The 23,336-nt window shown below is 64.6% G+C and carries 20 protein-coding genes; 6 read left to right on the forward strand and 14 right to left on the reverse strand.

Annotation, left to right across the window (positions count from 1 at the left end):
• The 6 genes from BLQ58_RS29700 to BLQ58_RS24350 form a co-directional block, all read right to left on the reverse strand.
• A partial coding sequence (locus tag BLQ58_RS29700; RefSeq protein ID WP_175459992.1) for a hypothetical protein occupies positions 1-481 on the reverse strand: 481 nt, incomplete at its 3' end.
• 213 nt (positions 482-694) lie between these two features.
• On the reverse strand, positions 695-1,867 hold the full coding sequence (locus BLQ58_RS24330) for an ABC transporter substrate-binding protein (protein ID WP_092602673.1): 1,173 nt from the start codon (positions 1,865-1,867) through the stop codon (positions 695-697).
• Positions 1,868-1,945: 78 nt separating this feature from the next.
• Positions 1,946-2,653, reverse strand: a complete 708-nt coding sequence (locus tag BLQ58_RS24335; RefSeq protein WP_092602675.1) for an ABC transporter ATP-binding protein — start codon at positions 2,651-2,653, stop codon at positions 1,946-1,948.
• Positions 2,640-3,404, reverse strand: a complete 765-nt coding sequence (locus tag BLQ58_RS24340) for an ABC transporter ATP-binding protein (RefSeq protein ID WP_092602677.1) — start codon at positions 3,402-3,404, stop codon at positions 2,640-2,642. Before BLQ58_RS24340 ends, BLQ58_RS24335 begins: the two co-directional genes overlap by 14 nt.
• Positions 3,397-4,425, reverse strand: coding sequence for a branched-chain amino acid ABC transporter permease (locus BLQ58_RS24345; protein ID WP_092602679.1), 1,029 nt, complete (start codon positions 4,423-4,425; stop codon positions 3,397-3,399). Before BLQ58_RS24345 ends, BLQ58_RS24340 begins: the two co-directional genes overlap by 8 nt.
• 13 nt (positions 4,426-4,438) lie before the next feature.
• Positions 4,439-5,302 (reverse strand): branched-chain amino acid ABC transporter permease, encoded by an 864-nt coding sequence (locus BLQ58_RS24350; RefSeq protein WP_092602681.1) that lies wholly within the window; start codon positions 5,300-5,302, stop codon positions 4,439-4,441.
• A 552-nt stretch (positions 5,303-5,854) separates the two neighbouring features.
• On the opposite strand from BLQ58_RS24350, the gene BLQ58_RS24355 reads away from it, so the two are divergent.
• The 3 genes from BLQ58_RS24355 to BLQ58_RS24365 are packed head-to-tail and all read left to right on the forward strand — an operon-like array spanning position 5,855 to position 8,586.
• Positions 5,855-6,697: an IclR family transcriptional regulator gene (locus BLQ58_RS24355; RefSeq protein ID WP_092602683.1), complete on the forward strand. Its 843-nt coding sequence runs from the start codon at positions 5,855-5,857 to the stop codon at positions 6,695-6,697.
• 30 nt (positions 6,698-6,727) lie between these two features.
• Entirely contained in the window at positions 6,728-7,540 is an 813-nt protein-coding gene (locus BLQ58_RS24360; protein WP_092602685.1) for an SDR family oxidoreductase, read from the forward strand.
• Between the two features lie 50 nt (positions 7,541-7,590).
• Positions 7,591-8,586, forward strand: a complete 996-nt coding sequence (locus BLQ58_RS24365) for a tripartite tricarboxylate transporter substrate binding protein (protein ID WP_092602687.1) — start codon at positions 7,591-7,593, stop codon at positions 8,584-8,586.
• A gap of 29 nt (positions 8,587-8,615) precedes the next feature.
• On the opposite strand, the gene BLQ58_RS24370 is transcribed toward BLQ58_RS24365, so the two are convergent.
• Positions 8,616-9,308, reverse strand: a complete 693-nt coding sequence (locus BLQ58_RS24370) for a winged helix-turn-helix domain-containing protein (protein WP_175459993.1) — start codon at positions 9,306-9,308, stop codon at positions 8,616-8,618.
• 667 nt (positions 9,309-9,975) lie between these two features.
• Here BLQ58_RS24370 and BLQ58_RS24375 point away from each other — a divergent pair.
• The gene (locus tag BLQ58_RS24375; RefSeq protein ID WP_092602691.1) at positions 9,976-12,672 is read left to right on the forward strand and encodes a glycoside hydrolase family 18 protein; all 2,697 of its coding nucleotides are present in this window, start codon (positions 9,976-9,978) and stop codon (positions 12,670-12,672) included.
• A gap of 130 nt (positions 12,673-12,802) precedes the next feature.
• Positions 12,803-13,063: a hypothetical protein gene (locus BLQ58_RS24380; RefSeq protein WP_139186159.1), complete on the forward strand. Its 261-nt coding sequence runs from the start codon at positions 12,803-12,805 to the stop codon at positions 13,061-13,063.
• A gap of 21 nt (positions 13,064-13,084) precedes the next feature.
• Here the strand turns inward: BLQ58_RS24380 and BLQ58_RS24385 are convergent, their stop codons facing one another.
• From BLQ58_RS24385 to BLQ58_RS24400, 4 genes are all read right to left on the reverse strand, one after another.
• On the reverse strand, positions 13,085-14,434 hold the full coding sequence (locus BLQ58_RS24385) for an MFS transporter (protein ID WP_092602695.1): 1,350 nt from the start codon (positions 14,432-14,434) through the stop codon (positions 13,085-13,087).
• Positions 14,435-14,614: 180 nt separating this feature from the next.
• Positions 14,615-18,103, reverse strand: coding sequence for an ATP-binding protein (locus tag BLQ58_RS24390; RefSeq protein ID WP_092602697.1), 3,489 nt, complete (start codon positions 18,101-18,103; stop codon positions 14,615-14,617).
• 9 nt (positions 18,104-18,112) lie between these two features.
• On the reverse strand, positions 18,113-18,757 hold the full coding sequence (locus BLQ58_RS24395) for a response regulator (protein WP_092602699.1): 645 nt from the start codon (positions 18,755-18,757) through the stop codon (positions 18,113-18,115).
• A 340-nt stretch (positions 18,758-19,097) separates the two neighbouring features.
• Positions 19,098-20,033 (reverse strand): hypothetical protein, encoded by a 936-nt coding sequence (locus BLQ58_RS24400; RefSeq protein WP_254776116.1) that lies wholly within the window; start codon positions 20,031-20,033, stop codon positions 19,098-19,100.
• A gap of 476 nt (positions 20,034-20,509) precedes the next feature.
• On the opposite strand from BLQ58_RS24400, the gene BLQ58_RS24405 reads away from it, so the two are divergent.
• Positions 20,510-20,761: a hypothetical protein gene (locus BLQ58_RS24405; protein ID WP_092602701.1), complete on the forward strand. Its 252-nt coding sequence runs from the start codon at positions 20,510-20,512 to the stop codon at positions 20,759-20,761.
• 45 nt (positions 20,762-20,806) lie between these two features.
• On the opposite strand, the gene BLQ58_RS24410 is transcribed toward BLQ58_RS24405, so the two are convergent.
• The 3 genes from BLQ58_RS24410 to BLQ58_RS24420 form a co-directional block, all read right to left on the reverse strand.
• Positions 20,807-21,250, reverse strand: a complete 444-nt coding sequence (locus BLQ58_RS24410; protein WP_092602703.1) for a BLUF domain-containing protein — start codon at positions 21,248-21,250, stop codon at positions 20,807-20,809.
• Positions 21,251-21,277: 27 nt separating this feature from the next.
• Complete coding sequence (gene folE / locus BLQ58_RS24415; protein WP_092602705.1) at positions 21,278-22,000, reverse strand: GTP cyclohydrolase I; 723 nt, start codon at positions 21,998-22,000, stop codon at positions 21,278-21,280.
• 76 nt (positions 22,001-22,076) lie between these two features.
• Positions 22,077-23,336, reverse strand: coding sequence for an arsenic transporter (locus tag BLQ58_RS24420; protein ID WP_092602773.1), 1,260 nt, complete (start codon positions 23,334-23,336; stop codon positions 22,077-22,079).

The raw sequence follows: 23,336 nt of genomic DNA on the forward strand, positions 1-23,336 counted from the left end.
TCAGCAGCAGGACGTCCAGCGGCAGGCGCAGGAGCGCCAGCGGCAGTTTGACCAGCAGCGCGCGCAACAGGAGCGTCAGCAGCAGGACATGCAGCGCCAGGCGCAGATGCGCGATCAGCAGCAGCGGCAGATCCAGGAACAGCAACGCCAGCAGATGGAGCAGCAACGTCAGCAGGCCGTGCAACGCCAGCAACTGGACCAGGCGCGCCAGTTCCAGGAACAGCAGCGGCAGCAGTTCGAGCAGCAGCGGCAACAGGCCGCGCAGCGCCAGCAGATGGAGCAGCAGCGTCAGGCGCAGGACCAGCAGCGGCGCGCGCAAGAGCAGCAGCAACAGATGCAGCAGCAACAGCGACAGGCGCAGGAACAGCAGCGACAGGTCCAGGAGCAACAGCGCCAGCAGCAGGACCGGCAGCGGCAGTTCCAGGAACAGCAACGCCAGCAGCAACAGCAACAGCGGGCCCAGCAGGAACAGGCCCGCCATGCGCAGCAGCAGGCGCGTAACGACGAGCGGCGCTGATCGCCGGCTGCGGCAAAGACAAAGGGCGTCCGGTTGTGCCGGACGCCCTTCGTTTCTCTCCACTTACGTTTTATTTTTAGACTGCTACGTCAGTGCTGGCATGCCCGCCAGCCGGGTACGGCTCCCTCCGCCTCTCTCTCTCTCTCTCTCTCTCTTCCTTGCGGTATTGCTGCGTCTCTACTTGGCCAGTTCCGACAGCCGCACCGGCTCGATCTTGCCTTTCTGGACCCAACCCACGACGGTATCGGCCACCGAGCCGCCCTTGGCGTCGATGCCGTCCACCTCGTTCGGGTTCACTTCCTTGGGCAGCGCCTTCACCGCGTCGGGCATCTTGGCCCGGATTGCCGCGGCGTCGGTGGTGGTGCCGGCCAGCTTCATCGCGTTGGCCAGCGCCCAGGTCATCGTGTAGTTCAGCGACATCTCCGTGGTGGCGTCGCGGCCGTCGTGCAGCTTCTTGTAGCGGGCGTTGTAGGCCTGCGCGGCCGGACGGGCATCGTTGACCAGCGGCATCACGCCGATCGAGCCTTCCAGCATGGCCAGGCCGTTCGTGACCTTGGCCATCTCGTCCATCTTGGCCTGGTCCATGATGATGAAGCCGCCCTTGAAGCCCAGCTCGCGGGCCTGCTTGACGACCAGCGCGGTCGGCTCGGACGGGCCGCCCACGAACATCACGTCGGGTTTGTCGGCGATGGCGCGCGACACGCCGGTGTAGAAGTCCGTGGCCTTGGTGTACGACATCGGATTGTTGCCCACGACCTTGCCGCCGGCACCTTCCCAGGCTGGTACGAACGCCTGCACCCAGGCTTTGGCGTAGTCGTGATCGGCGGGCACCATGGCCACGTTCTTGCCGTAGCGCTTCATCTGCGCCTTCACGAACGGTTCGATATAGCCGGTGTAGGCCGGCGGGATACGGATCGTGAGCTTGTTGCCGGCGTCGGTGATGCGCGGCACGCTCGAATAGGCCATGACCAGGAATTTTTCCTGCTCGTTGAAAGCCTGCAGCGCGAAAATGCCACCCGAGTGCGGCACGAACACGGCCGGCGTCTTGTGCTGCTGCACCAGCCGGCGCGCGTTGATGGCGGCTTCGGCCGGCGCGTACTTGTCGTCCAGCGCCACCACTTCGAGCTTCACCTTCTTGCCGCCCACCTGCAGGCCGGCCGCATTGATTTCATCCACGGCCATCTGGATGCCGGACAGCACGTTCTTGCCATAGAGCGCGGCGCCCCCGGACAGCGGACCCGTGTAGCCGATCTTGACCACCTCCTGCGCCAGGGCCGGCGACGAGGCGACGATGGCGGCGGCTGCGCAGGCGGCCAGCGCGAAGAAACGACCCAATGTCTTCTGTTGCATGTGTTGTCTCCTTTGGATTCTATTGCTTACGCTTTTCGCTCCCCTCTCCCGCAGGCGGGAGAGGGGAGAACATCAACCTTACCCGCCGATATACGCCTTGCGAATCCCTTCGTCCTTCAGCAGTGCGTCGCGGTCGCCTTCCATCACGATGCGGCCGCTTTCGATGACATAGGCGCGATGGGCGATGCCAAGCGCCGCGTAGGCGTTCTGTTCCGCCAGCAGCACGGTCGTGCCGGCGCGGTTGATGCGCTGGATCACCTCGAACATCTGCTTGACCACCAGCGGTGCCAGCCCCAGCGACGGTTCGTCGAGCAGCAGCGCGCGGGGGCGGCCCATCAGCGCGCGACCCAGTGCCACCATCTGCTGCTGCCCGCCGGACAGCGAGCCGGCCGGGTCGTCCTTCTTCTGGCGCAGGATCGGGAACATCTCGTAGACCTCTTCCAGCGTGGTGCGGATGCCGCTCCGGTCGCTCCGGTGCACGTAGGCGCCCAGCGTCAGGTTCTTCTCGACGCTCATGGCCGGGAACAGCTTGCGGCCCTCGGGGCAATGCACCAGCCCGGCCTGCACGATCTGCGATGGCTTCATGCCGCCCAGTTCGCGGCCGTCGAAGCGCATGCTGCCGCCGCTGGTGCGGTGGATGCCGCTCATCGCCAGGAAGATCGAACTCTTGCCTGCGCCGTTGGCGCCCAGCAGCACCACCAGTTCGCCGGCCCTGGCGTGCAGCGTGATGTTGTCCAGCGCGCGGAAGCTGCCGTACGACAGCGAGACACGTTCAAGCTGCAACATGGTCGGCTCCCAGATAGGCTTCGATGACGCGCGGGTCCTGCTGGATCTGCGCGGGCGTGCCCTCGGCGATCTTCTCGCCATAGTTGAGCACCATGATCTTGTCGGCCAGCCGCATGATCATGTCCATCTTGTGTTCGATCAGGCAGACCGTCTTGCCGTGGCGCACCATCTTGCGGATCAGCTCCGCCAGGCCAACGGTTTCTTCGGGGTTCACGCCACCGGCGGGCTCGTCGAGCAGCAGCAGGTCCGGGTCGGTGGCCAGCGCCAGGGCAAAGGCCACGCGCTTGCGGGCTTCCTGCGTGATATCGGCGGCAACTTCATGCGCCAGGTGCGACAGGCCGACAAAGTCGAGCGCCGCCTCGGCCTTCTCGCGGCACAGCTTTTCTTCCTCGCGCAGGCGGCGCGAGTTGAGCAGCACGTCCGCCAGGCCCGACTTGGTGCGCAGGCGGTGGCCGACGATCAGGTTGTCCAGCACCGTGGCGCGGTCGAACAGCGACGTGGCCTGGAAGGTCCGGGCCACGCCCAGCCGGGCGATCTGGTCGGCGCGCTGGCCGGCCACGTCCTGGCCCCTGATGAGGATCTGGCCCGACGACGGCGCATGCGTGCCGGCGATCAGGTTGAAAAACGTGGTCTTGCCGGCGCCGTTGGGGCCGATGATCGCGTTGATATGGCCGGTCTCGAACGTCACGGAAACATCGTGCACCGCGGTCAGGCCGCCGAATTTCTTCGTCAGGTTGCGGATCTCAAGCATTCTCGGCTCCGGGGCGGGTGGTGGGGACGGGGGCGGGCTGTGCCGCCCGTGCGGCGGCCAGCTGGCCACGGCGCTGCGCGGCGGCGCGACGGGCCTGGCGCTTGAGGTACGACCCCACGATGCCATCGGGCACGAAGATGATCAGCAGGATCAGCACCGGGCCGAATACCAGCATGCGGTAGTCCTGCAGGAATTGCAGGGTCTGCGTGACCCAGGGCACCAGCACGGCGCCCAGCAGCGGCCCAAGCAGCGTGCCGGTGCCGCCGACCAGCATCGACATCACCATGTCGAACGTGATGTCGGTGCGGGCGATGTCCGGCCCGAGAAAGCGCACCTGGCCGGCATAGAGCGCGCCGGCGAATCCGGCATAGGCCACCGAGAGCACGAACGACAGCACCTTGGTGCGCATCAGGTTGATGCCCAGTGCCTCGGCCAGCGCGTCGCTGTTGCGCACGGCCATGAAGCTGCGGCCCAGCAGCGATCCCACGATCCGGTGCATCACGAACGTGCCGACCGCCAGGAAGAACAGCACCAGGTAGTACTGCGCTTGCACGCTGTCGAACGCAACCGGTCCGATCGAGGCCGGCACCGGGATGCCGATCAGGCCCACCGCGCCGTGCGTCAGCCCTTCCCACTTTTCGATGATCAGGTAGATGATGTAGCCCACACAGAGCGTGAAGATCGAGAAGTAATGGCCCTTCAGGCGCAGCGAGACCACACCGACGCCGTACCCCAGCACCATGCAGACCACGCCCGACAGCGCGAAGGCCAGCCAGAAGGGCAGCTGGTGGTCGACGGTCAGGATGCCCAGCGTATAGGCGCCGATGGCCATGAATCCGCCGTGCGCGAGGTTGAGCTGGCCCGTGTAGCCGGTCAGCAGGTTCAGCCCGAGCGTGGCGATGGCGGTGATGAACGCCAGCGTCATCACGGTCAGGAAGTAGCTGTTCGGGACCACCAGCGGGAACGCGATGGCGGCCGCCAGCAGCAGCGCCCAGCCCGTCTTGCCTTGCAGTGCTTTCATGTCGGTGTCCTCCTCAGGCGGCGCGGCCGGCGAACAGGCCCTGCGGACGCACCGACAGGATGATCACGAGCAGCAGAAACGCGATGATGTCCTTGTAGTCGGTGGAGATGTAGAAGCCACCGAAGCTTTCGGCCATGCCGATGATCAGCCCGCCGACAATGGCGCCGGGAATGCTGCCCATGCCGCCCAGGATGATGATCACGAACGCCTTGGTAATGACCAGGTTGCCCATGCTCGGGTACACCAGGTTGATCGGCGCGTAGAGCGTGGCAGCAATCGCGGCCAGCGCCCCGGAGATGGCAAAAACCAGCAGCGTCACGCGCGTGGCGTCGATGCCGACCAGCGCCGCGCCTTCGCGGTTCTGCGCCATGGCAACGATCGTCGAGCCGGTGACCGTGCGCGTCAGGAACAGGTGCAGCAGCACCATGAGCCCGAACGCGGCGACGATGATCAGCACGCGCTGCAGCGGCGCGGTGAGGCCGAAGATGTCCACCATCTGGCCGTAGGGCGTGGGCATGCGATGGAAATCGGCACCCCACAGCGCCTGCGCGCCGGCTTCAAGAAACAGCAGGATGCCGATGGCGGCGATCATGTCGTGGATCTCGGGCGCATTGCGCAGCGGATGAAAGACCAGGCGGTCCGCCAGCATCGACAGCATGGCCACGACCGCCGCCGCGGCCAGCATGGCCAGCCAGTAGTTCAGGCCGAGCGTGGTCATCGCGTAGTACGACACGTACGCACCGGCCATGTACAACGCGCCATGCGCGAAGTTGGGCACGTGCAGGATGCCGTAGACAAGGGTTAGTCCCAATGCCACCAGGCTGTAGACGCCGCCCAGTGTGAGACCGTTGAGGAACTGCTGGAAAAACAATGCCATGCGTTGTCTCCTTGCGATGGTGTGCCGTGACGTCACCCGCGCTGTGTCCGACGCCGTGTCGCGTTCTCGCACGGTCGTTCGTTTTCGGCGACTTTGCATAGCGTTTCAGCGAGCGTCAAGCAATCGGACGTAGTATTCCGATACGCGAAATAGCCAGCCCGCATCCCGCCTTGCCACGTCGGTAAATTCCCTGATTTCAGTGTGCAAGTGGCTCGGTGGGCGGACGCCTGGGCCTTATTTGCGCCGCCTATGACACGTATGTCTTCACTGCATGGGCAGGCCCGGGAAAACCCCGGGGGAAGGACGCGCCGCGCCTTAAAGAATTTCTGATATCCAGTCCCAGTTGATTGCACCCAGTGAGTGTTGGGGAGCCAGTGTCGCGAGGTCGCTCGGGGGACGGGAATCGTAGCCGTCTGGATTTTGCCCACGCGCCGGGTTGCACCGTCGCGGAATGGCGACTTCTTCCTTCGGTCCATGAACGGTACTTCTGACGGACATGTTTTCGCTACATAGCGACGTGCATCGGGCACGGAAACTGATATCAATCGCACCATGAAGCGCACGACCTCGATTCCGCAGCCGCCCGATTCCGCACTTGTGTCGTGCGAGGCCGCGCACGCGATGGATGGCGAGGACCGCAACTTCGTCACGGCGCTGGCGCGCGGGCTGGAACTGCTGCGGGCCTTTGGTCCGGACGATGACTTCCTGGGCAACGCCGAATTGTCCCGGCGTACGGGTATTCCCCGCCCCACGGTCTCGCGGCTCACCTACACACTGGCCAGCGTCGGCTATCTCGTCTACGTGGAAGACCAGGAAAAGTACCGCATCGGCCAGGGTGCGATGCTGCCAGGACAGCGTTATCTGGCCGGCGCCGGCATCCGCAATATCGCGCAGCCGCTGATGCAGTCTCTTGCATTTGCGACGGGATGTACCGTGGCGCTGGCCGCGCCCGATCGGCACGACATGCTCTACCTGGAGGTCTGCCAGCCGCGTGGCGCGCTGGTCATGCGGCTTACGCCGGGATCGCGCTTGCCGATGGCGACGTCTGCCATCGGCCGCGCCTGGCTGGCGGGGCTGCCCGCGCCGCGGCGTACGGCCGTGATGACCGAACTGGAACGCCAGCACGGCACGCGCTGGCCCGGTGTGCGGACGCGTCTCGAACGCGCCATGCGCGAGCACGCGCGCCGTGGTTTCTGCGTGGCCCATGCCGAGTGGGACAGGTCGGTCAGCGGCGCGGCGGCGCCCGTCCGGCTGGCGGATGGCTCCGAAGTGCTGTCGATCAATATCGGCGGCGCGTCGACGCGGCTGTCTCCTGAAGTCCTCGAAGGCAACCTTGGGCCGCGCATTCGTGAGCTGGCCGACACACTTGCAACGCGGCTGTGGCAACCCGCGTGACCAGATTCTGAAAACGAGAGGGAGATATCGATGGAGATTCGTAACAAGACGGTGATCGTGACGGGCGGCGGTACGGGCATCGGCCGTGCGCTGGTGCTGGCGTTTGCCAGGGCCGGCGCCCGCGGCGTGGCCGTGGCCGACATCGATGCCGCTGGCGCCGCACAGGTGGCTGCCGAAGCGGCGGCTGCCGCGCCGCAGTGCCAGGTGTTCTCGCAGCGGGTGGACGTGGCCGATGCCGCCGCGGTGCAAGGCCTGGTCGATACCGCCGCGCAACGCTTTGGGCAGGTCGACGTCTTCTGCTCGAACGCAGGCATCATCCTGCGCAAGGGGCTGGAGGCATCCGCCGAAGAGTGGCAGCGAATCTGGGACATCAACGTCATGGCCCATATCCACGCCGCCAAGGCCGTGCTGCCGCAGATGCTGGAGCGCGGCGACGGCTATCTGGTCAATACGGTGTCTGCCGCCGGCCTGTTGTCGCAGATCGGCTCGGCGCCGTATGCCGTGACCAAGCACGCGGCCATCGGCTTTGCCGAGTGGCTGTCGATCACATATGGCGACCGTGGCATCAAGGTGAGCTGCATCTGCCCGCAGGGCGTGCAGACGAAGATGCTGTTCGGCGAGGACGGCGAGCGCAAGGGGTTCCTGCAGGCGGGTTCGGTCACGCCGGAGCACGTGGCCGAGAAGACACTGGAGGGCATGGCTGCCGAGAACTTCCTGGTGCTGCCGCATCCCGAGGTGTTGGAATACTATCGCCGCAAGGGCCAGGACTACGATCGCTGGTTGCGCGGCATGCGTCGCCTGCACGACCAGGTGTCGAAGGAATTCGGCAATATCGCCGTGTAGTCGCAGGGCAAACCAGTATCTAAATAAAAAACGATTCAGGAGACAGAATCATGCGTGCTCGAATGATCCGGCGCCGTCAGGTGCTGGGGGCGCTGGCCGCCACGGCCACTCTGGCCGCCGTGTTCGCCGCGCCTGCCGCGCAGGCCGCCGACGCTTACCCGACGAAGCCCGTCCGCATCGTGGTAGGTTTTCCGAGTGGCGGCGCACCCGATATCCTGGCACGCATCTTTTCCGAAAAATTTTCGCTGGGCCAGCCGGTAGTGGTCGACAACAAGCCCGGTGCCGGCGGCAATATCGGCGGCGAGGCAGTGGCCCATGCCGCGCCGGACGGCTACACGCTGGCCATGGGCACGGTGGGCACGCATTCGATCAACGGCGCGCTCTACAGCAAGATGCCGTATGACATGGTGAAGGATTTCACGCCGGTGATCCTGGTGGCATCGACACCCAACGTGCTCGTCGTGCACCCGTCGGTGCCGGCGAAAAACGTCCAGGAACTGATCGCACTGGCCAAGTCGAAGCCGGGGCAGCTGACGTTCGGCACGCCGGGCGTCGGTACGTCGCTGCATGTGGCGGGCGAGCTGTTCAACACCATGGCCGGCACCAAGATCGTCCACGTGCCGTACAAGGGGCGGGCCATGGCCATTCCAGACCTGCTGGGCGGCCATATCACGATGATGTTCGACAACCTGCCCTCGGCATTGCCGGTGGTGAAGGAGGGCAAGCTGCGTGCCCTGGGGGTGACCAGTGCGCAGCGATCGGCGTCCGCGCCGGACATTCCCACCATCGCGGAACAGGGCTTGCCCGGTTATGAAGCCACCTCGTGGTTCGCGATCTTCGCGCCGGCCCACACGCCAAAGGACGTGGTGGCAAAGCTCAACACCGAGCTGAACCGTATCTTCACGCTGCCCGACGTCCAGGCCAAGCTCAAGACGCTGGGCCTCGATCCCTTGCTGGGCACGCCTGACAAGCTCGCCGACTACCAGCGCAGCGAGATTGCCAAGTGGGCCAAGGTCGTCAAGGAATCCGGCGCGAAGGCCGAGTAACGACACGGAGCCACGGCGGCGGCTAGCGGTCAGAGGGCTCGCGCCGCCGCGCCAGTCTGCGGACGAAAGCGGTAGCCCACTTTGGGCACCGCCGACACGCAACTGTCCAGGCCCAACGGATGCAACGCGCGCCGCAGCCGCGACACCAGTTGCGTCAGGCAGTTTTCATCCACCATCGCATCCGGCCCCCAGACCGCGGCAATGATCTGCTGCCGCGACATGACTTTCTCGCCGTGGTCCTTCAGCACGATCAGCAGCCGTAACTCAAAGCGCGTGAGCTTGGCGATGACGCCGTTGCACGAGATGATGCCCTGCGACTCGTCGATATGCAGCGCATCGCCGATATCCGAAAACGCCGAGACTGACGATGTGGATATCGGCATCCCCAGGCGCGCCAGCACGTGGGCCAGGCCTCGCGCCTGCTCCAGCGCGGAATCCACCGGCGGCACCGCTTCCGGTGCGGGCGGGACCGTGGTGGTGTACGGCACCGGAATGAACCGATAGCCCTGGCGCGGCACGGTCACGATATGGGCGTCCAGGCTGACCGGGCTCAGCGCCTTGCGCAGGCGGTACACCAGTTGCACCAGGTAAAGTTCGTCCACCAGTGCGGCGCGTTTCCCCCACACACCCTTGAGCAGGGAATCGCGAGATTTGACGGCGGCCTTGCCTTCCACCAGTAGTCGCAGCAGTTTCTTTTGCTGCCCGGTTATCTTCGCTACCACGCCGCCGCGTAATACACGGTCGGTGTCCCAATCAAAAAATACCGAATCGCTATTCCGGATCATTACGATTACCCCATGTCGTCTGCGATGGACGACAAGCGTATCGACCCGCAGAAATAGCTCCCATGGAAGATATTTCTTTCGGTATCTGACCCGCACGGGTGACGGCTCAACGCCGTTCTCTGCCGTATATCGTCAATTACGGAAACAATGGACGGTGCGGTGGGCTCGCCATCTTCGTCTGGATAAGCAATATCCGCGCGTGCTGATCAATTGTCAGTACAAGATGACCTGACGATATTAAAGACTGCCGACGCAGGATACTGCGCGCATCATAACCCATACGGGTATTAAGTCCTGGCTGCGGCCAGGCAATGCCACGCCGATGGATTTGCGCGAATCCACGTCATCCATTAGCCGAGATGGGTCATTGCCGATCCATATCCGGGGATTTGGAGGTATTGGTGTGGACCCCCGATTCCGTATATGCACAGGGGGAAATCGGAGAATCCGGTTGAAACGGATATCACCGTTTATATTCCACGCCGGATCCATGTCATTGCAGTGGCCGGAAGAGAAAGATGCGTCTGGCCGCCGGTATCACGGGCCGGAATCAAATGGCGCAACACGCCGGCGGCCTTCAAACCATTCTGCAAGGACAGATGTCATGACAAAGAAATCGTGTGACAGCAACGACCAACCGGCCGGCCAGGCAACCCAGGGGCGCGCTGGCTGGAACTCGCGTACGTATCGCAGCGGGGATCCATCCGATACGGAACCGCCGCGTGTGCCGCTGCGCCGCTTTGCCGGCGTGCGTAATCTACTGGGCAGCGGACGCAACAACAGCAAGCTGGTCTACGCGGAAGATCCGGGCGATCCCGGCGTGCCGGACTCGAAGGGCGCGTCGGACCGCACCTACAAGCAAAACAATTACGATCCGGCCACCGAGGTCGAGAAGTACTCGTACACCTCGACCCGTGTTGCCAAGCGTGTGTACAACACCTACGGCGCCACGCAGAAAAATACGCAGGTCTTCGGCTACTACACGGACTGGTCGCAGTACGACGGCCGGCTGGATGGCAATTACGCCAATAGTGCCGCTGGCCGTGGCACCGACCTGATGCTGCTCAATGCATCGGCTTACGATCGCCTGATCATCGGCTTCGCCGGCATCGTGGGCGACACGGGCGAGAAGCAGTACACGATCGACCAGGCGGCGGTGGATTTTGGCAAGAAACTCAACGAAGCCACCTTCACCGACCCGTGGGGCGATGTGGCGTCGTATCGCAACGTGGGCTTCAGCGGGTGGGTCAGCAACGACTACCGCGAGCTGTTCGACCAGAGCAAGGCCCAGGGCGTACTGGGCGGCCTGGCCAAGCTCAAGCAGCAGAATCCGAACCTGAAGCTGTCGTTCAGCCTGGGCGGCTGGACGATGAGCGGCGCCTTCCACGCCGCGACCGCCGATGCCACGCGGCGCCAGACGCTGATCGAGAGCATCGCCTATATCTTCGACCGGTTCCCGATGTTCACCGAGGTCGACCTGGACTGGGAATATCCGGGCATGCCGGGCGCGGGGAATCCGCATGGCCCGGAGGACGCGGCCCACTTCCAGGCGCTGGTGCGCGGCATCAAGCTGCGCCTGCCCCATGTGCGGGTGAGTATCGCGGCGGGCGCGGCCATGGATACGATGATTGCCGCCGACATCCCGGGCATGCTGGCCGCCGGCGTGGAGGGCATCAACCTGATGACCTACGACTTCTTCGGCACGCCATGGGCCGAGAAGCTGGCCCACCACACGAACCTGTTCGACTACGAGGGCAGCCAGTTCAGCATCGACAAGTCGGTGAAGTACCTGCTGAGCGTGGGCGTGCCGTCGAAGAACATCTTCGTCGGCTATGCGGCCTACAGCCGCAGCGCGCGCAATGCCGTGATCGAAAGCTGGTCGCCGCTGGTGGGCACGTACAGCCCCGGCACCGGCACGACCACTGGCTCCTACGAGTCGGGTGCGAGCGAGTTCTACGACATCCTGTACAACTACCTCGACCTCGAAAACCGCACGGGCATCAACGGGTTCAACGTGTACACGGACCAGGAGGCCGACGCCGACTACCTGTTCAATCCGGAAACCGGCCTGTTCCTGTCGATCGACACGCCGCGCTCGGTGAAGGCAAAGGGCGAGTACGTGCTGGAGAACAACCTGGGTGGCCTGTTCACCTGGACCATCGACATGGACAACGGCGTGCTGTTGAACGCCGCGCGTGAAGGGCTGGGGGCGACGGTGAAGACCGAAGTCGTCGACATGGAGCCGTTCTACTTCGAAGGGATCAACACCGGGAACGTGGGCGCCACGGTGGCCGTGATCGAAGGGCCGACCGAGGCGTTCGAGGGCGACGAAGTGTCGTTCTCGGGGCTGCGCTCGCATGGCGCGGAGCCGCTCACCTACAAGTGGAGCGCGCCCGGCCTGGCGTTTCTGGACGGTAAGACCTCCGCCGTGGTGGAGGGCCTGCTGCCGCTGGTCACACGTACCTATACGGTGACGCTGACGGTGACCGATGCCAACGGCAAGACGGCCACCGACAGCCAGAACCTGGTGGTCAAGAAGAAGACCCAGGAACCGCCCACGTCACGGATCACGGTGCTGCTGGAATCGGGCACGCCGTATGCGCTGTCGGCCGAAGCGTCGTTCGACCCGGACGACAATCCCCTGACCTATGTCTGGGACGCCCCCGACCTGCCGTTCGATGGCAGCACCGACGAACTGGTGGAAGGCACCGCGCCGTCGGTGACGGCACCGACCGACTACTGGGTCAAACTGACCGTGAACGACGGCGCCGATACCGACCAGAGCGCGATTTTCCTGACCATCGTGCCGGGCGAGGCCTCGGAAGGCGACGTGGTGGCCGTTATCACCGGACGGACGCAGGTCGAAAGCGGCGCCCCGATCCAGCTGTCCGCCAGCGACTCCAGCGGGCCGGCGCCGCTGCTGTTCTCGTGGTCGGCGCCGGGCCTGTCGTTCGATGGCGCGGATTCGGTCACGGTCAACGCCAACGCGCCGCTGGTGGATCGCGACACGATCATCGAGGTGAAGCTGACCGCTACGGGCGCAGCCGGCACGGGCGACAAGGACACCACGGCGGTGCAGCTGCGCGTGCTGGCCGGCGGCAGCTCGGACACCGCGGGTACGTGGCGTCCGCAGTCCTACGAGACCGGCGCCGAGGTGACCAACAACTACCAGGGCCAGGGGCTGCACAAGTACCGCGCCAAGTGGTGGGTGGGGGCCGACCAGGAGCCCGGCGATCCGAACTTCACGTCGACGATCGAGGGTGGCGACTCCAAGCCGTGGCTCGACCTGGGCCCGGCCTGAACTGACCAGGAAGTACCCCGCCGGCGGGTGAGCCGGTAGCGGTTCCGGGCAACGCGCTGTCAGGCAGGACGGTGCATTGCCCGGTTTTTTGTTGATCGGCTGGCTCGAATGACATGACGGAGTGGACACCATGGCAAATCGGGATGCGCACGGGGTGCGCGGGATGGTCGGCGTGGTCGCCGCAGTCGCCGCAGTCGCCGTGGTCGCGCTGGCGTTGCTGCTGGCCGGCTGTACCGTGATTTCGGTGGAGGGCGATCACAACCGGATCAGGGATGCCGGCGGTCACGGCGGCGTGGCGATCCCCGCGGCCGATGACGCCTCCACATGGCGCGAGCGCCTGGAGCGGATCGAGCGGGCGCTCGGCATGGCCCATCGGGACGGAGTGCGCTGAAGGGCCGGTTGTATCGGCACCCTAGCGATCGCGCAACCGGCTGAGGCTGACGATGGCGCCGATGGTTGCCACCAGGGCGGCCACATACAGCGCGGTGCGGGCGGCGTCGCCGCGATCCAGGCTGAACAGCAGGGCAACGACGGCAGTGCCTGTGGTTTGTCCAAGCAGGCGCGTCGTGGCCTGTGCACCGCTTGCGCCACCGCTGCGCTCGTGCGGCGTGGCGCTGATCATGGCGCGATTGTTGGGCGACTGGAAAAATCCGAAACCGATGCCGCATAGCGCGGTGCGCCAGGCGATATCCAGGCTGCCGGCATCAGGGCTCAGCACGGCCAGGCCGACCAGTCCCGCAGCCAGCATCATCAGCCCCGCACCGGCGAGCACGCTGGCCGGATACCTGTCCGACAACCGGCCCGACAGGGCGGCCATGAGGGCCACCATCAGCGGCCACGGCGTGATCAGCAGACCCGTCTCCGCCAGGCTGCGGCCAAGCTGATATTCGAGATAGAAGGGCAGCGACACAAACGCCAGCATCTGCGTCATGAACGAGCAGAACGAGGTGCCGACGGCCAGCGTGAAGGGGCGGCTGGCAAACAGGTCTATCGGCACGAGCGGGGCTGGCTGGCCATGCTGCCGGCGCACCAGCATCCAGCCGAGCAGAATAGACAGCAACAGGCCGGCCACACCGGCGATGCGCAACGTCTCATGTCCAAGCCCATCGACGCCAAGCACGAACAGCCCGATCACGACGGCGGACAGCAGGGCACTGGGGTAGTCAAAGGGGCGAGGTTGCGGCGGCGTCTCGGGCAGCGCGCGGCGCGATATTGCAAGCGCGAAAATGGCGACGGGCACGTTGACCGCGAAAAGCCAGGGCCAGCTGGCGAATCCAAGCATCAGGGCGCCCAGCGACGGCCCCACGGCAATGGTCACCCCGACCACAAGCGCGTTGAGACCGATGCCGCGGCCCAGCCGGGTGGGCGGGTAGATGTAGCGGACCAGTGCCGTATTGACACTCATGATGCCCGCTCCGCCGATGCCCTGGATGACGCGCGCCGCAACCAGCACCGGCAGGTTGGGTGACAGCGCGCAGAGCAGTGACCCCACCAGGAACGTGGCCAGCCCCACCCGGTAGACGCGCTTGTACCCGAGGATTTCGCCGAGTGACGACAGCGGCAGCAGGAAGATCGTGACCGAGAGCTGATAGGCATTCACGACCCAGATGGTTCGCGCCGGGTCGCTCTGTAGATCCCGCGAAATGGACGGAAGCGCGATATTGGCGATCGATCCATCGAGAACGGCCATGACCAGGCCGCAAAACACTGTCAGGATTGCCCAGGTACGCTGGGGGCGCGGGAGACCTTGGTGGGACTGCATCGGGAGAGGACGGACGGCTTGCGCTGTTCTTGGAAAGCCCTGAACACGCAGCGGAATACCGCGAAGGCGCGCTCGGACGCGCCATTATGGTCCGCCCGGACGGACCATGCAATTACGGCAGTCCTTTCCCGATGCATGTGTGGTGTGTTCGCACGACCGCGCTGGCTCGTGCCGGCCGGGTCAGGCATCCAGCCCGGCAGTCTCGTTACGGAACGTGCGCGCGGCTTCATGCAACGCGGTGCCGGCGGCGGCGATGGCCGGTGTCCAACCGCTGGCCTTGCTGCAAAGCGCTTCCACCTGGCGGCACAGTTTCACCATCACCTGCGCATCGATCACAAGAAAGGCACCGGCCGACCGATGCGCCCAATGGCGGAGCGCCACCGGGTCATGGCGCAGCAGGATGGCTGCCAGCTCCGGGCCGTCGTCCTTCAAGTGTTCGAGCAGCATGCTCCTGTAGCGCGCGATTTCGGTGTATGGAATTGGCGGGTTGTCCGGCTCGCCGCTTGCGGGTAAAGCGTCGTGCGCGCGGGCATGGTCTGCGGCCGTGTTGGCCGTCGTTTTGGCCGGGATGGCTTGCAGCGCCTGTTCCAGCGCCTTCAATGACGCCGGCTTGGCGATGTGGCCAGTGAATCCTCGGTCCCTCCACGCGCCCGCCTGTTCCGTGTGCGTGACCGCGCTGAACGCCAGGACCGGCACGACCGGATCGATGGCGCGGATCGCGGCAAGCAATTCGTAGCCGTCCATGACCGGCATATGGACGTCGGTCAGGACGGCATCGAAGTGGCCATGCTCAAAGGCAGACAGTGCCTGCCGCCCGTCGCCAACCACGATTGGGTCCCAGCCGAGGGCACTCAGTTGTTCGGCGATCAGCGCCTGGTTCAGGGCGTTGTCCTCGGCAACCAGAATTGCGCGGTGAGGCAAGTCGCCACCAGCGGACGCCGCATCAGGGCAAGCCGGACCGATTTCCCCGTCGCCTTGCGCCTCGTCCAAGCTGTCGTCTGCGTTGTCGGCGGCGTCAGCCGGTTCCGCGTCCAGAGCGGCCAGTGTGCCAGCCAGAATGCCATTGTGGCTGAACGTCGAAACTTCGAATACCCCGTGGCCGCGGTTGGCAGGGTGCGCCGGGCCGTCCCGTGTCACCCACACTACGTTGACAGGGCGCAACTGCCGAAGGTCCGCAACGGTATCGAGCCCGTATTCGCCCGTCACCACAAGAATATGGGGTCGATTGGTGCGCAGCCACGCCTGGGCGGCGCCGAGTTGATGGAACACGTCGCACCGCCAGCCCGCTCGTTCGAGCCAGGCACGCAGCACGGCACCTGAATCCGATTCCTGGCAAAGGATCATCGCCCGGGTGCCGCGTGTCAACGGGTCGGGCGGCGCGGTTTTCGTGGCTGCGGCGCTCAGCGGCACCACCACCGTGAACGCGCTGCCGACACCTTCGACGCTTTCCACCGTGATATGGCCGTTCATCAGTTCGGTCAGCCTGGCGCAGATCGACAGCCCGAGTCCGGTGCCGCCATATCGCGCCGATGTGCTGGCTTCCCCCTGGACGAACGGATGGAAGATGCGAGCAACCAGCGCGGGCGGCATGCCGATACCCGAGTCCCTGACACGGCAGACCAGCAGGCTGCGGTCCAGCGTGTCGGTGGTGATTTCGGCGCTGAGCGTGACTTTTCCGCACAAGGTGAACTTGAACGCGTTGCTGAGCAGGTTGTTGATGATCTGGGCAATGCGGGTGCGGTCGCCAGTCAGCATCGTGTCCAGCGTTGGCGAGAGATGTACGTAAAAGCGGATCGGCTTGCCCTGCGCCATCGGCGCATAGGACATCGACAGGCTTTCGAGATCGTCAATCGGCCGGAACGGTTCGGCGACCAGTTTCATTTCACCGGCGTCGATCTTCGAAAAGTCCAGAATGTCGTTGACGATCCGCTGAAGCCCCTCCGATGCCAGCTGCAGCGCCCGAAGCCGTGGCGCCTGCGCCTCCAGCCCGTCCGTACGTGCCAATAGCTCAAGATTGCCGAGCAATGCGTTCAATGGCGTCCGGATCTCGTGGCTCATCGAGGCAAAGAAGTTCGACCGCGCGCGCATCATGGCTTCGGCCGTCTCGCGTGCTTCGCGCAACTGCAGTTCAAGCTGGTGCTGCGCCGTGATGTCCTGGACCGCGCAGAACAGTACCGATTCGTCGCGATATCTGGCCGGCGCGCAGGTTACCTGCAGAAACTGGCGCTGTGCCGCCTCGGAAGCTTCCTGAATGGCGGGGGACGGGGCTCCGGGCCCCACAGGGGCTGCGGCGGGCACCGTCACCTGCACGATCGACGCGAGCCGGGTCTGGCCGGACGAGGCACCCTGACTTCGCAGCGCGTCCATGATGTGCGCCGGCATGCGGGCCCCTTGGGCGCAGCCGAGTAGCGAGTCGGCGACGGCGTTCGACGTCAGTATCGACTCGTCATGCTGGCGCACGATGCACAGCCCGATCGGCGTGGCGCTAACCAGAATATGGTTGATGGTCTCGTTTTCAAGCGAGCGGGCGGCTTCGGCGTGGCTGCGGCGCAGAAGGTGGATGTCCCAGTAGCGCGCAGTCAGGACGATGCCGAGGATCAGCAGCATGCCAGCGCCGAGCATGGCGAACAGTTCGGTCGCAATCGCATTCAGCAGCGTGCCGTACGGGAGCTGGTAGATCAGTGTGCCAAACGCCGGGTCCAGCGGCTGTACTAGCAGCAACCCGTAGCGTGTCGGGGTGGGGGTGTCCAGAGGCAGGCTTCTGGCATGCCGCAGGATTTCGTCGGACACCGAGGCATCGGCATCCGGAGATACGTCGATACTGGCGTTGTCGCGATTCACCAGCCAGAGCCTGGCAGGATCGGCCGGACGTGCAAGCCCGGCGAGAAATGATCGGGCCGGAATGCTTGCTGCAACAAGGATGGCGTGCCCGTTCCCGTTCGTGCCCCGCGCCTCCAGCGTCGCAATCATGGCACGCGTGCGAAGAATCGGCTCGCCGACGGGCCCGACCCAATGCGGTGCTGTCTGATCCGGACTCGCACCTTGGCTTGCGGCGACCCCGCGCACAACGTCGTCTCGCAGGCGGGTCAGGACCCCGGCATCGATCTGCGCAGTATCGAGCATCCCCCCCGGCGACACGAGGATGGCGAACGATGCGTCGGGCGCGACCACGTACGCCTGCATGTCGAGCCCGAACGCCATGCTGGTGGTGAGCGTGGCCGTGGCGATCTGCTGCAGTTGCCAGATCCTGTGCGGCAGCGTGTTTGCCCATGTCTCGCGCGCGGCGTTGGACACCAGCAGCACATACTTCCCGTCGGGCGACCGCGCCGCACCGGTACGGCGGACCTGCGCAAGCAGCGCGGGGTCCGGCGGCGCATCGCTGGACGCGGCGAGATAGTAGTCCACGGTCAGGGCCGTACGGCGCAGGAACGACGTCTGGCTCTGCAGCTTCACGGAAATCCCGCTGACATATTGCGCCACATGGCTGCGGCGAACATCGAGATGACGTGCGGCCGCCAGCCCGGCCAGCAACAGCCCGGACACGATGACGATGGCTATCAGCAGCCCGACGGTGGCGTAATAAAGCTGCTGCTGACGCCGCGCGTTATGCGCGAGAGCGGCAAACGACTGCGCCAGGGACTCCTGGGTACGATCCAGTATCTGCTGCATGATGAACGTTCAGATCAGCCCGTTCTCGTAGGCATAGCGAATCAGATCCGTGTTGGTCTGGACGTTGAGCTTGCGCATGGCCACGGTCTTCTGGCTGGAAATCGTGCTGACCGACCGGCCCAGCTTGCTGGCAATCTCGTTGAGCTGGAATCCCTGGGCATACAGCCGCACCACTTCGAGTTCGCGCAGTGTCAGTTCTGTGGCGGGCGCGGCCGAGGCAACGCTGTCCAGCACGGCGCGGATAGAGGGAGAATAGAAATTGCCGTTGCTGACGGTCACATGGATGCAGGCACGGACGATCTCGTCGAGCTCGTCTTCCTTGCTGACGAACGCGCGGGCGCCGAGCTTCATGGCGCGCATGACGACACCCGGGTTTGTCTGCGCACTGACAATGACAATGCGCGTTTCCGGATAGAGGCGCCCCAGCCTGCGCAGCAGGTTGAAGCCATCTAGTGACGTATCGCCATGCCCCATGCTGAAGTCGGTGACGGCGACATCCACCGGGTTCTGGGCAAGGGCGCCGACCAGCTCGCTGCCGTTCGTGCATTCACACTTGACCTGGAAGCCCGGTGTCCGCTGCAGGCAGTCGCGCAGGGCGGTGACGACAAGGGGATGGTCGTCAGCCAGAGCGACCCGAATGGTTTTTGCAGGCATGCCTCAAAGTCCTTTTCGCAGACAGATGACGCGTCCAGTAGGAATCGCGACTCGTTTTGGTGCTTTTTCAAGCATAGGAAAAATACTCCATCCGTTCCCGAAAATCACATTTCTATGACAAGACGAATTGCGTATTGTCAGATTTCAATTACATAGAAAATTCTCGCCAGATTTCGGCATTGGATGACAGGATGGAGGGCAATAACGCGGCGTTTGCAGGCCGCGTTGGCCATGCATGGACGATGTACCAGTTCGTCGAACCATGCATCGGATCGGTCGCATTTTGGCGTTTGCGGATCGATCAAGAAATAGCCATTCAACTAGATTGTTGGCATGGCCATTACGAACGCATCTCTGGCAGGATTTTTACCTGCCTCTCGATGGCGTCGGTGAATGCCCGGTACTGCGGCAGGAGCCTGCTGACGCGTTCGATGAAGCCTGCGCAGCGTTGGGACTGGACCGGCGGCCCACCTTTCATCAGCATGGCCGCGGGGTGCGACAGCGCCGCATGTTTCGTCAGGTATTCGGGAAGCTGGTCCGATCCGCGCAAGCGCATCAGCATGAGAAGTTCGACAGGAATCGTCTGCTCGACCGGATGATCAAAATCAAATAGCGAGTGATCGGTATCCAGCCGGCATTGCATGAGGTGACGGTCGGCAAGCTCGAACGCCAGCGGCATGAAAGTCTCGTCGTCGGCCTGCCACTGTTCGACGATGCGGGCCAGCAGCGCATCGCTCTTGTGGAAGACGGTTTGCGGAACACTGACGCCCAGCGCCTGCCCCGCGACGTTCACGATCATCCCGGTCATGCCATTCATCGGGTGCAGTGCCGCGAGGTCGCTGTCGATGCCGAACCAGGCGTCGAGGCAGAAGGTGCCAAGCTCCTTCCAGTCGAGCGCAAGCAGCATGGCGATCTGCTGCGACATGTCGCGCTCGTAGGTCTGTCGGCGTGTGGGGCCGCTCCATTGCTCCTTGTGCAGGGCCAGCGCGTGCGTGCCGGACAGCGATTCCACAACGCCCAGCTGCAGTGACAACCAGTTCGGCGTGGCGCAGGTGTCGCCATTGTCCAGATCGATCGCACGCCATTGCCTGAGCCGGCCCAGCCAGAATATCGCGCGCGCGGCCCGCGGGACGGGAACGGCCGAAGGCGTGGCGGTGAAGGTGGCAAGCGTGTCCCGGTACATGCCATGCAGGGCGTTCGCTTGTGCCTGGGCAGTATGGAAGATGGTCTGACGCCGTTGCTCGTCTTCCGTCTCGTGTGTGATCTTCTTCCGCATTGTCGTTTCCATAGGGATGGAGATAAGAAGATCGACACTACGAGTCCACGCGATTACGGTCCATCACTTTTCATTGAAAAATCAGGAAATTTTGCAAAGGAGCGTGTGCAGAAATATCTGAGCCAAACGGACGATTCTGATGGCGGAAAGTAAAATCGATTTTTAGTCGAACCGCTATTTCCCGCGGCGTATTTTTAAGATGCATGTGGGACACAGGCAGACCCTGTGGAAGGTCCAAGGGAAGTCGTAACGTTGTGATGAGCCGCATCGAGCCGCATCGAGCCGCAGCGAGCCGGAGCAAGCCGGAGGAGCCGCATTGACCACCGGCCGCGCGGTGCGCCTAGCAGTGGCCATGCAATGTGACGCTGGCGATTCAATACATTCGAGCGGCGCGTGGTCTTTCGCACTGCATCACGTCGAGCACTGAAAAGTGGCATGCTATGGCCGCGCGCTAGATGCCCGCGTGGAGGTGTGCCATGACGATGCGTCAATTCGACCAGTTTCCCCCTCAGGAACGGCAGGACGTCGAGGCCGTGTTCAGACAGGTCGGTCTCGCCGTGGAGGAATTCCACATTTCCGATGTCAACGGCACGGCGGCACGCCAGGTGACGGTGCGAAGGCAGGCCACCGGCGCCGAAAGCGTCTACGACGCGGGGCCGGGCACGTCATGGGTGGAAGAACTGGAAAGCGACCTGGAGTGCGGGCTGTTCGGACAATTGTCGGCCTGAGCCCATCTGCACCTTGCGACGCCCATTCGGCGCCAGGCGCCAGGCTCAGTTTCGTCCGCGATCCGGACTGCGTCCGATGATGGAGGCGCCGGCAATCAGTTCCTTGAGCAAGGCCAGCGATGCCGTGCCTGGCATGCGGTATGGGTCAAGTTCGCCCTGTGCCGAAAACTTGAGCAGCGTCGCGGCGTTGATCTTGCCGGCATTCACGCGCCCCATCGCCCAGCCGGAAAATGCCCGCTCGGCGATTTCCTCGAAGTGCAGCAGGACCACGTCGTGATGGCGCTTGTCCTGACCGATATTGAGGTAAAGCCGGGATACGGCCTCGCGGCTGCCCTCCAGCGCCTGCAGGAAAATGCTGTTGCTGTGGCACAGCACGCCGGTAATGCCGTGGCGGGGGTTGTGCGCCAGACTGGTTTCGAGGATGGCATCGAGCACATCGGCAGCCAGTGGTTCCCTGGCGCGGCTGGCGTAGAGCAGACGAACTAGCATGGTGGCCTCCTGCAGTGGCGGGGCGGATCAGCGGCGGTTCAGGTTCAGTAGCGTCAGGAATTCGCGGCGCAGCTTGTCGTCCTTCAGGAACGAGCCGCGCATCACGCTGTTGGTCATCTTGGCGTCGGTGTCGCGCACCCCGCGCCAGTGCATGCAGAAATGCTCGGCTTCCATCACGATGGCCAGGCCATCGGGATTCATTTTTTCCTGGAGCAGGTCCGCCACCTGCGCCACGGCCTCTTCCTGGATCTGCGGGCGGCACATGATCCATTCGGCCAGGCGGGCGTACTTGGACAGGCCGATCAGATTCGAGTGCCGGTTCGGCATGACCCCAACCCAAAGGCTGCCGATAATCGGGCACAGGTGATGTGAGCAGGCACTCCGCACCCGGATCGGGCCGACGATCATCAACTCGTTCAGCTGCTCGACGTTGGGGAATTCCGTGACTTCGGGGGCCTTGGCGTACCGTCCGGCAAAGATCTCCTTCAGGTACATCTTGGCGACGCGCCGGGCCGTCTCGCGGGTGTTGTGATCCTGGTCGACATCGATCACCAGCGTGCGCAGCACCTCTTCCATGCGGGCTTCGACCTCGGCCTGCAGGGCATCGAGTTCGCCGTGCTCAAGAAAGCGCGCGATGTTGTCATTGGCATGAAAACGTTCGCCGGCCTCGGTGATACGGGCCCGGATCCGGTCGGAAACCGGTGTATTGGCAGTGTGCCTGGCCCCGTCGGGGTGATCCTTGTGTGACATTTGCGGCGCTGGAGATCGGCGGAAAAGGGGCGCGGTGCGCGGTGCTTCACTATAAGCGAAAACGGACGGCGCCGACTCAGCGCAGGACGGCAAGCGCCGGCAGCAGGGCCAGCGGCATCACGATCGCCCCTGTTTTAAGGAATGTGCCAGCACTGACGGCATGGCCCTCCCGGCGCAGGGCGGTCAGCCACAGCAGCGTGGCCAGCGATCCGGTTACCGACAGGTTCGGCCCCAGGTCCACGCCAATCAGCACGGCCGCCGTCACTGTCTCGGAGGCGTGGCCGGCCGCCAGCGCCGAGGCGGCAAACAGCCCGGCCGGCAGGTTGTTGACGATATTGCTGACGATGCCCACCGCGGCGCCTGCCATCCCGGCGCCGACCACGGCATCGGTGCCCTGGCGCAAGGACAGTTCGCGCACCCAGTCGGCCAACTGCGCGGTGAGGCCGGTCTGCGACAGGCCGGCCACCAGCACGAACAGCCCCGCCACCATCGGCAGCACGCCCCACGACACCTCGGCCAGCGACGGGCGCAGCAGGCGCGGCTGCGTGGCGCAGACGGCCAGCAGCGTCGCGGCGCCGCCGATGAACGTGGGCCAGCCCAGGTCCATGCCACGCAGGGACGCCGTCAGCAGCGCCGCGCCGGTCAGGACGATGCCTGCGGTGGTCAGCCATGCCTGCAGCGTCAGCGGCGGCGTTTCCACGTCGTCGGCAATGCGCTCGGCCAGCGCCTCGCGCTGGGTCCAGTACAGGGCCGCGAACGTCATGACAATGGCCACGGCCGAGGGCAGAGAGAATCGCGCCAGCCAGCCCAGCAGCGGCGGCATGCGTTCGCCGAACAGCACGAGGTTGGCCGGGTTCGAGATCGGCAGCACGAAGCTGGCCGCGTTGGCGATGAACGCGCAGGCGTAGAGGTAGGGCAGAGGGTGCCGTACACGTGCCGCGCGCGTGGCGGCCAGCACGGCCGGTGTGAGCACCACCGCCGTGGCATCGTTCGACATGAAGGCGGTCACGGCGATGCCAAAGCCGTAGACCAGCACGAACAGGCGCCGCGCCGACCCTCGGGCGCTGCGCACGGCCAGGGCGGCCACATGATCGAACAGCCCGGTCTTGCGCGCCAGTTCCGAGATCAGCATCATCCCCGCCAGGAACAGGTAGACGTCGTTGCCGCGTGCCACCGCTTCCAGCGCGTCGCGCCAGGGCAGCAGGCCAGCCAAGCAAAGCACCAGCGCGCCGGCCATGGCCCAGAATGGCTCCGGCAGCCGGAACGGGCGGAACAGGACCCCCAGGGTGGCCAGCGTGGCGACGGCCCAGATCAGCGGCGTGGCGTAGACGGGCAT

Source organism: Ralstonia sp. 25mfcol4.1 (assembly GCF_900104095.1).
In the GTDB taxonomy this organism is placed as follows: Bacteria; Pseudomonadota; Gammaproteobacteria; order Burkholderiales; family Burkholderiaceae; genus Cupriavidus.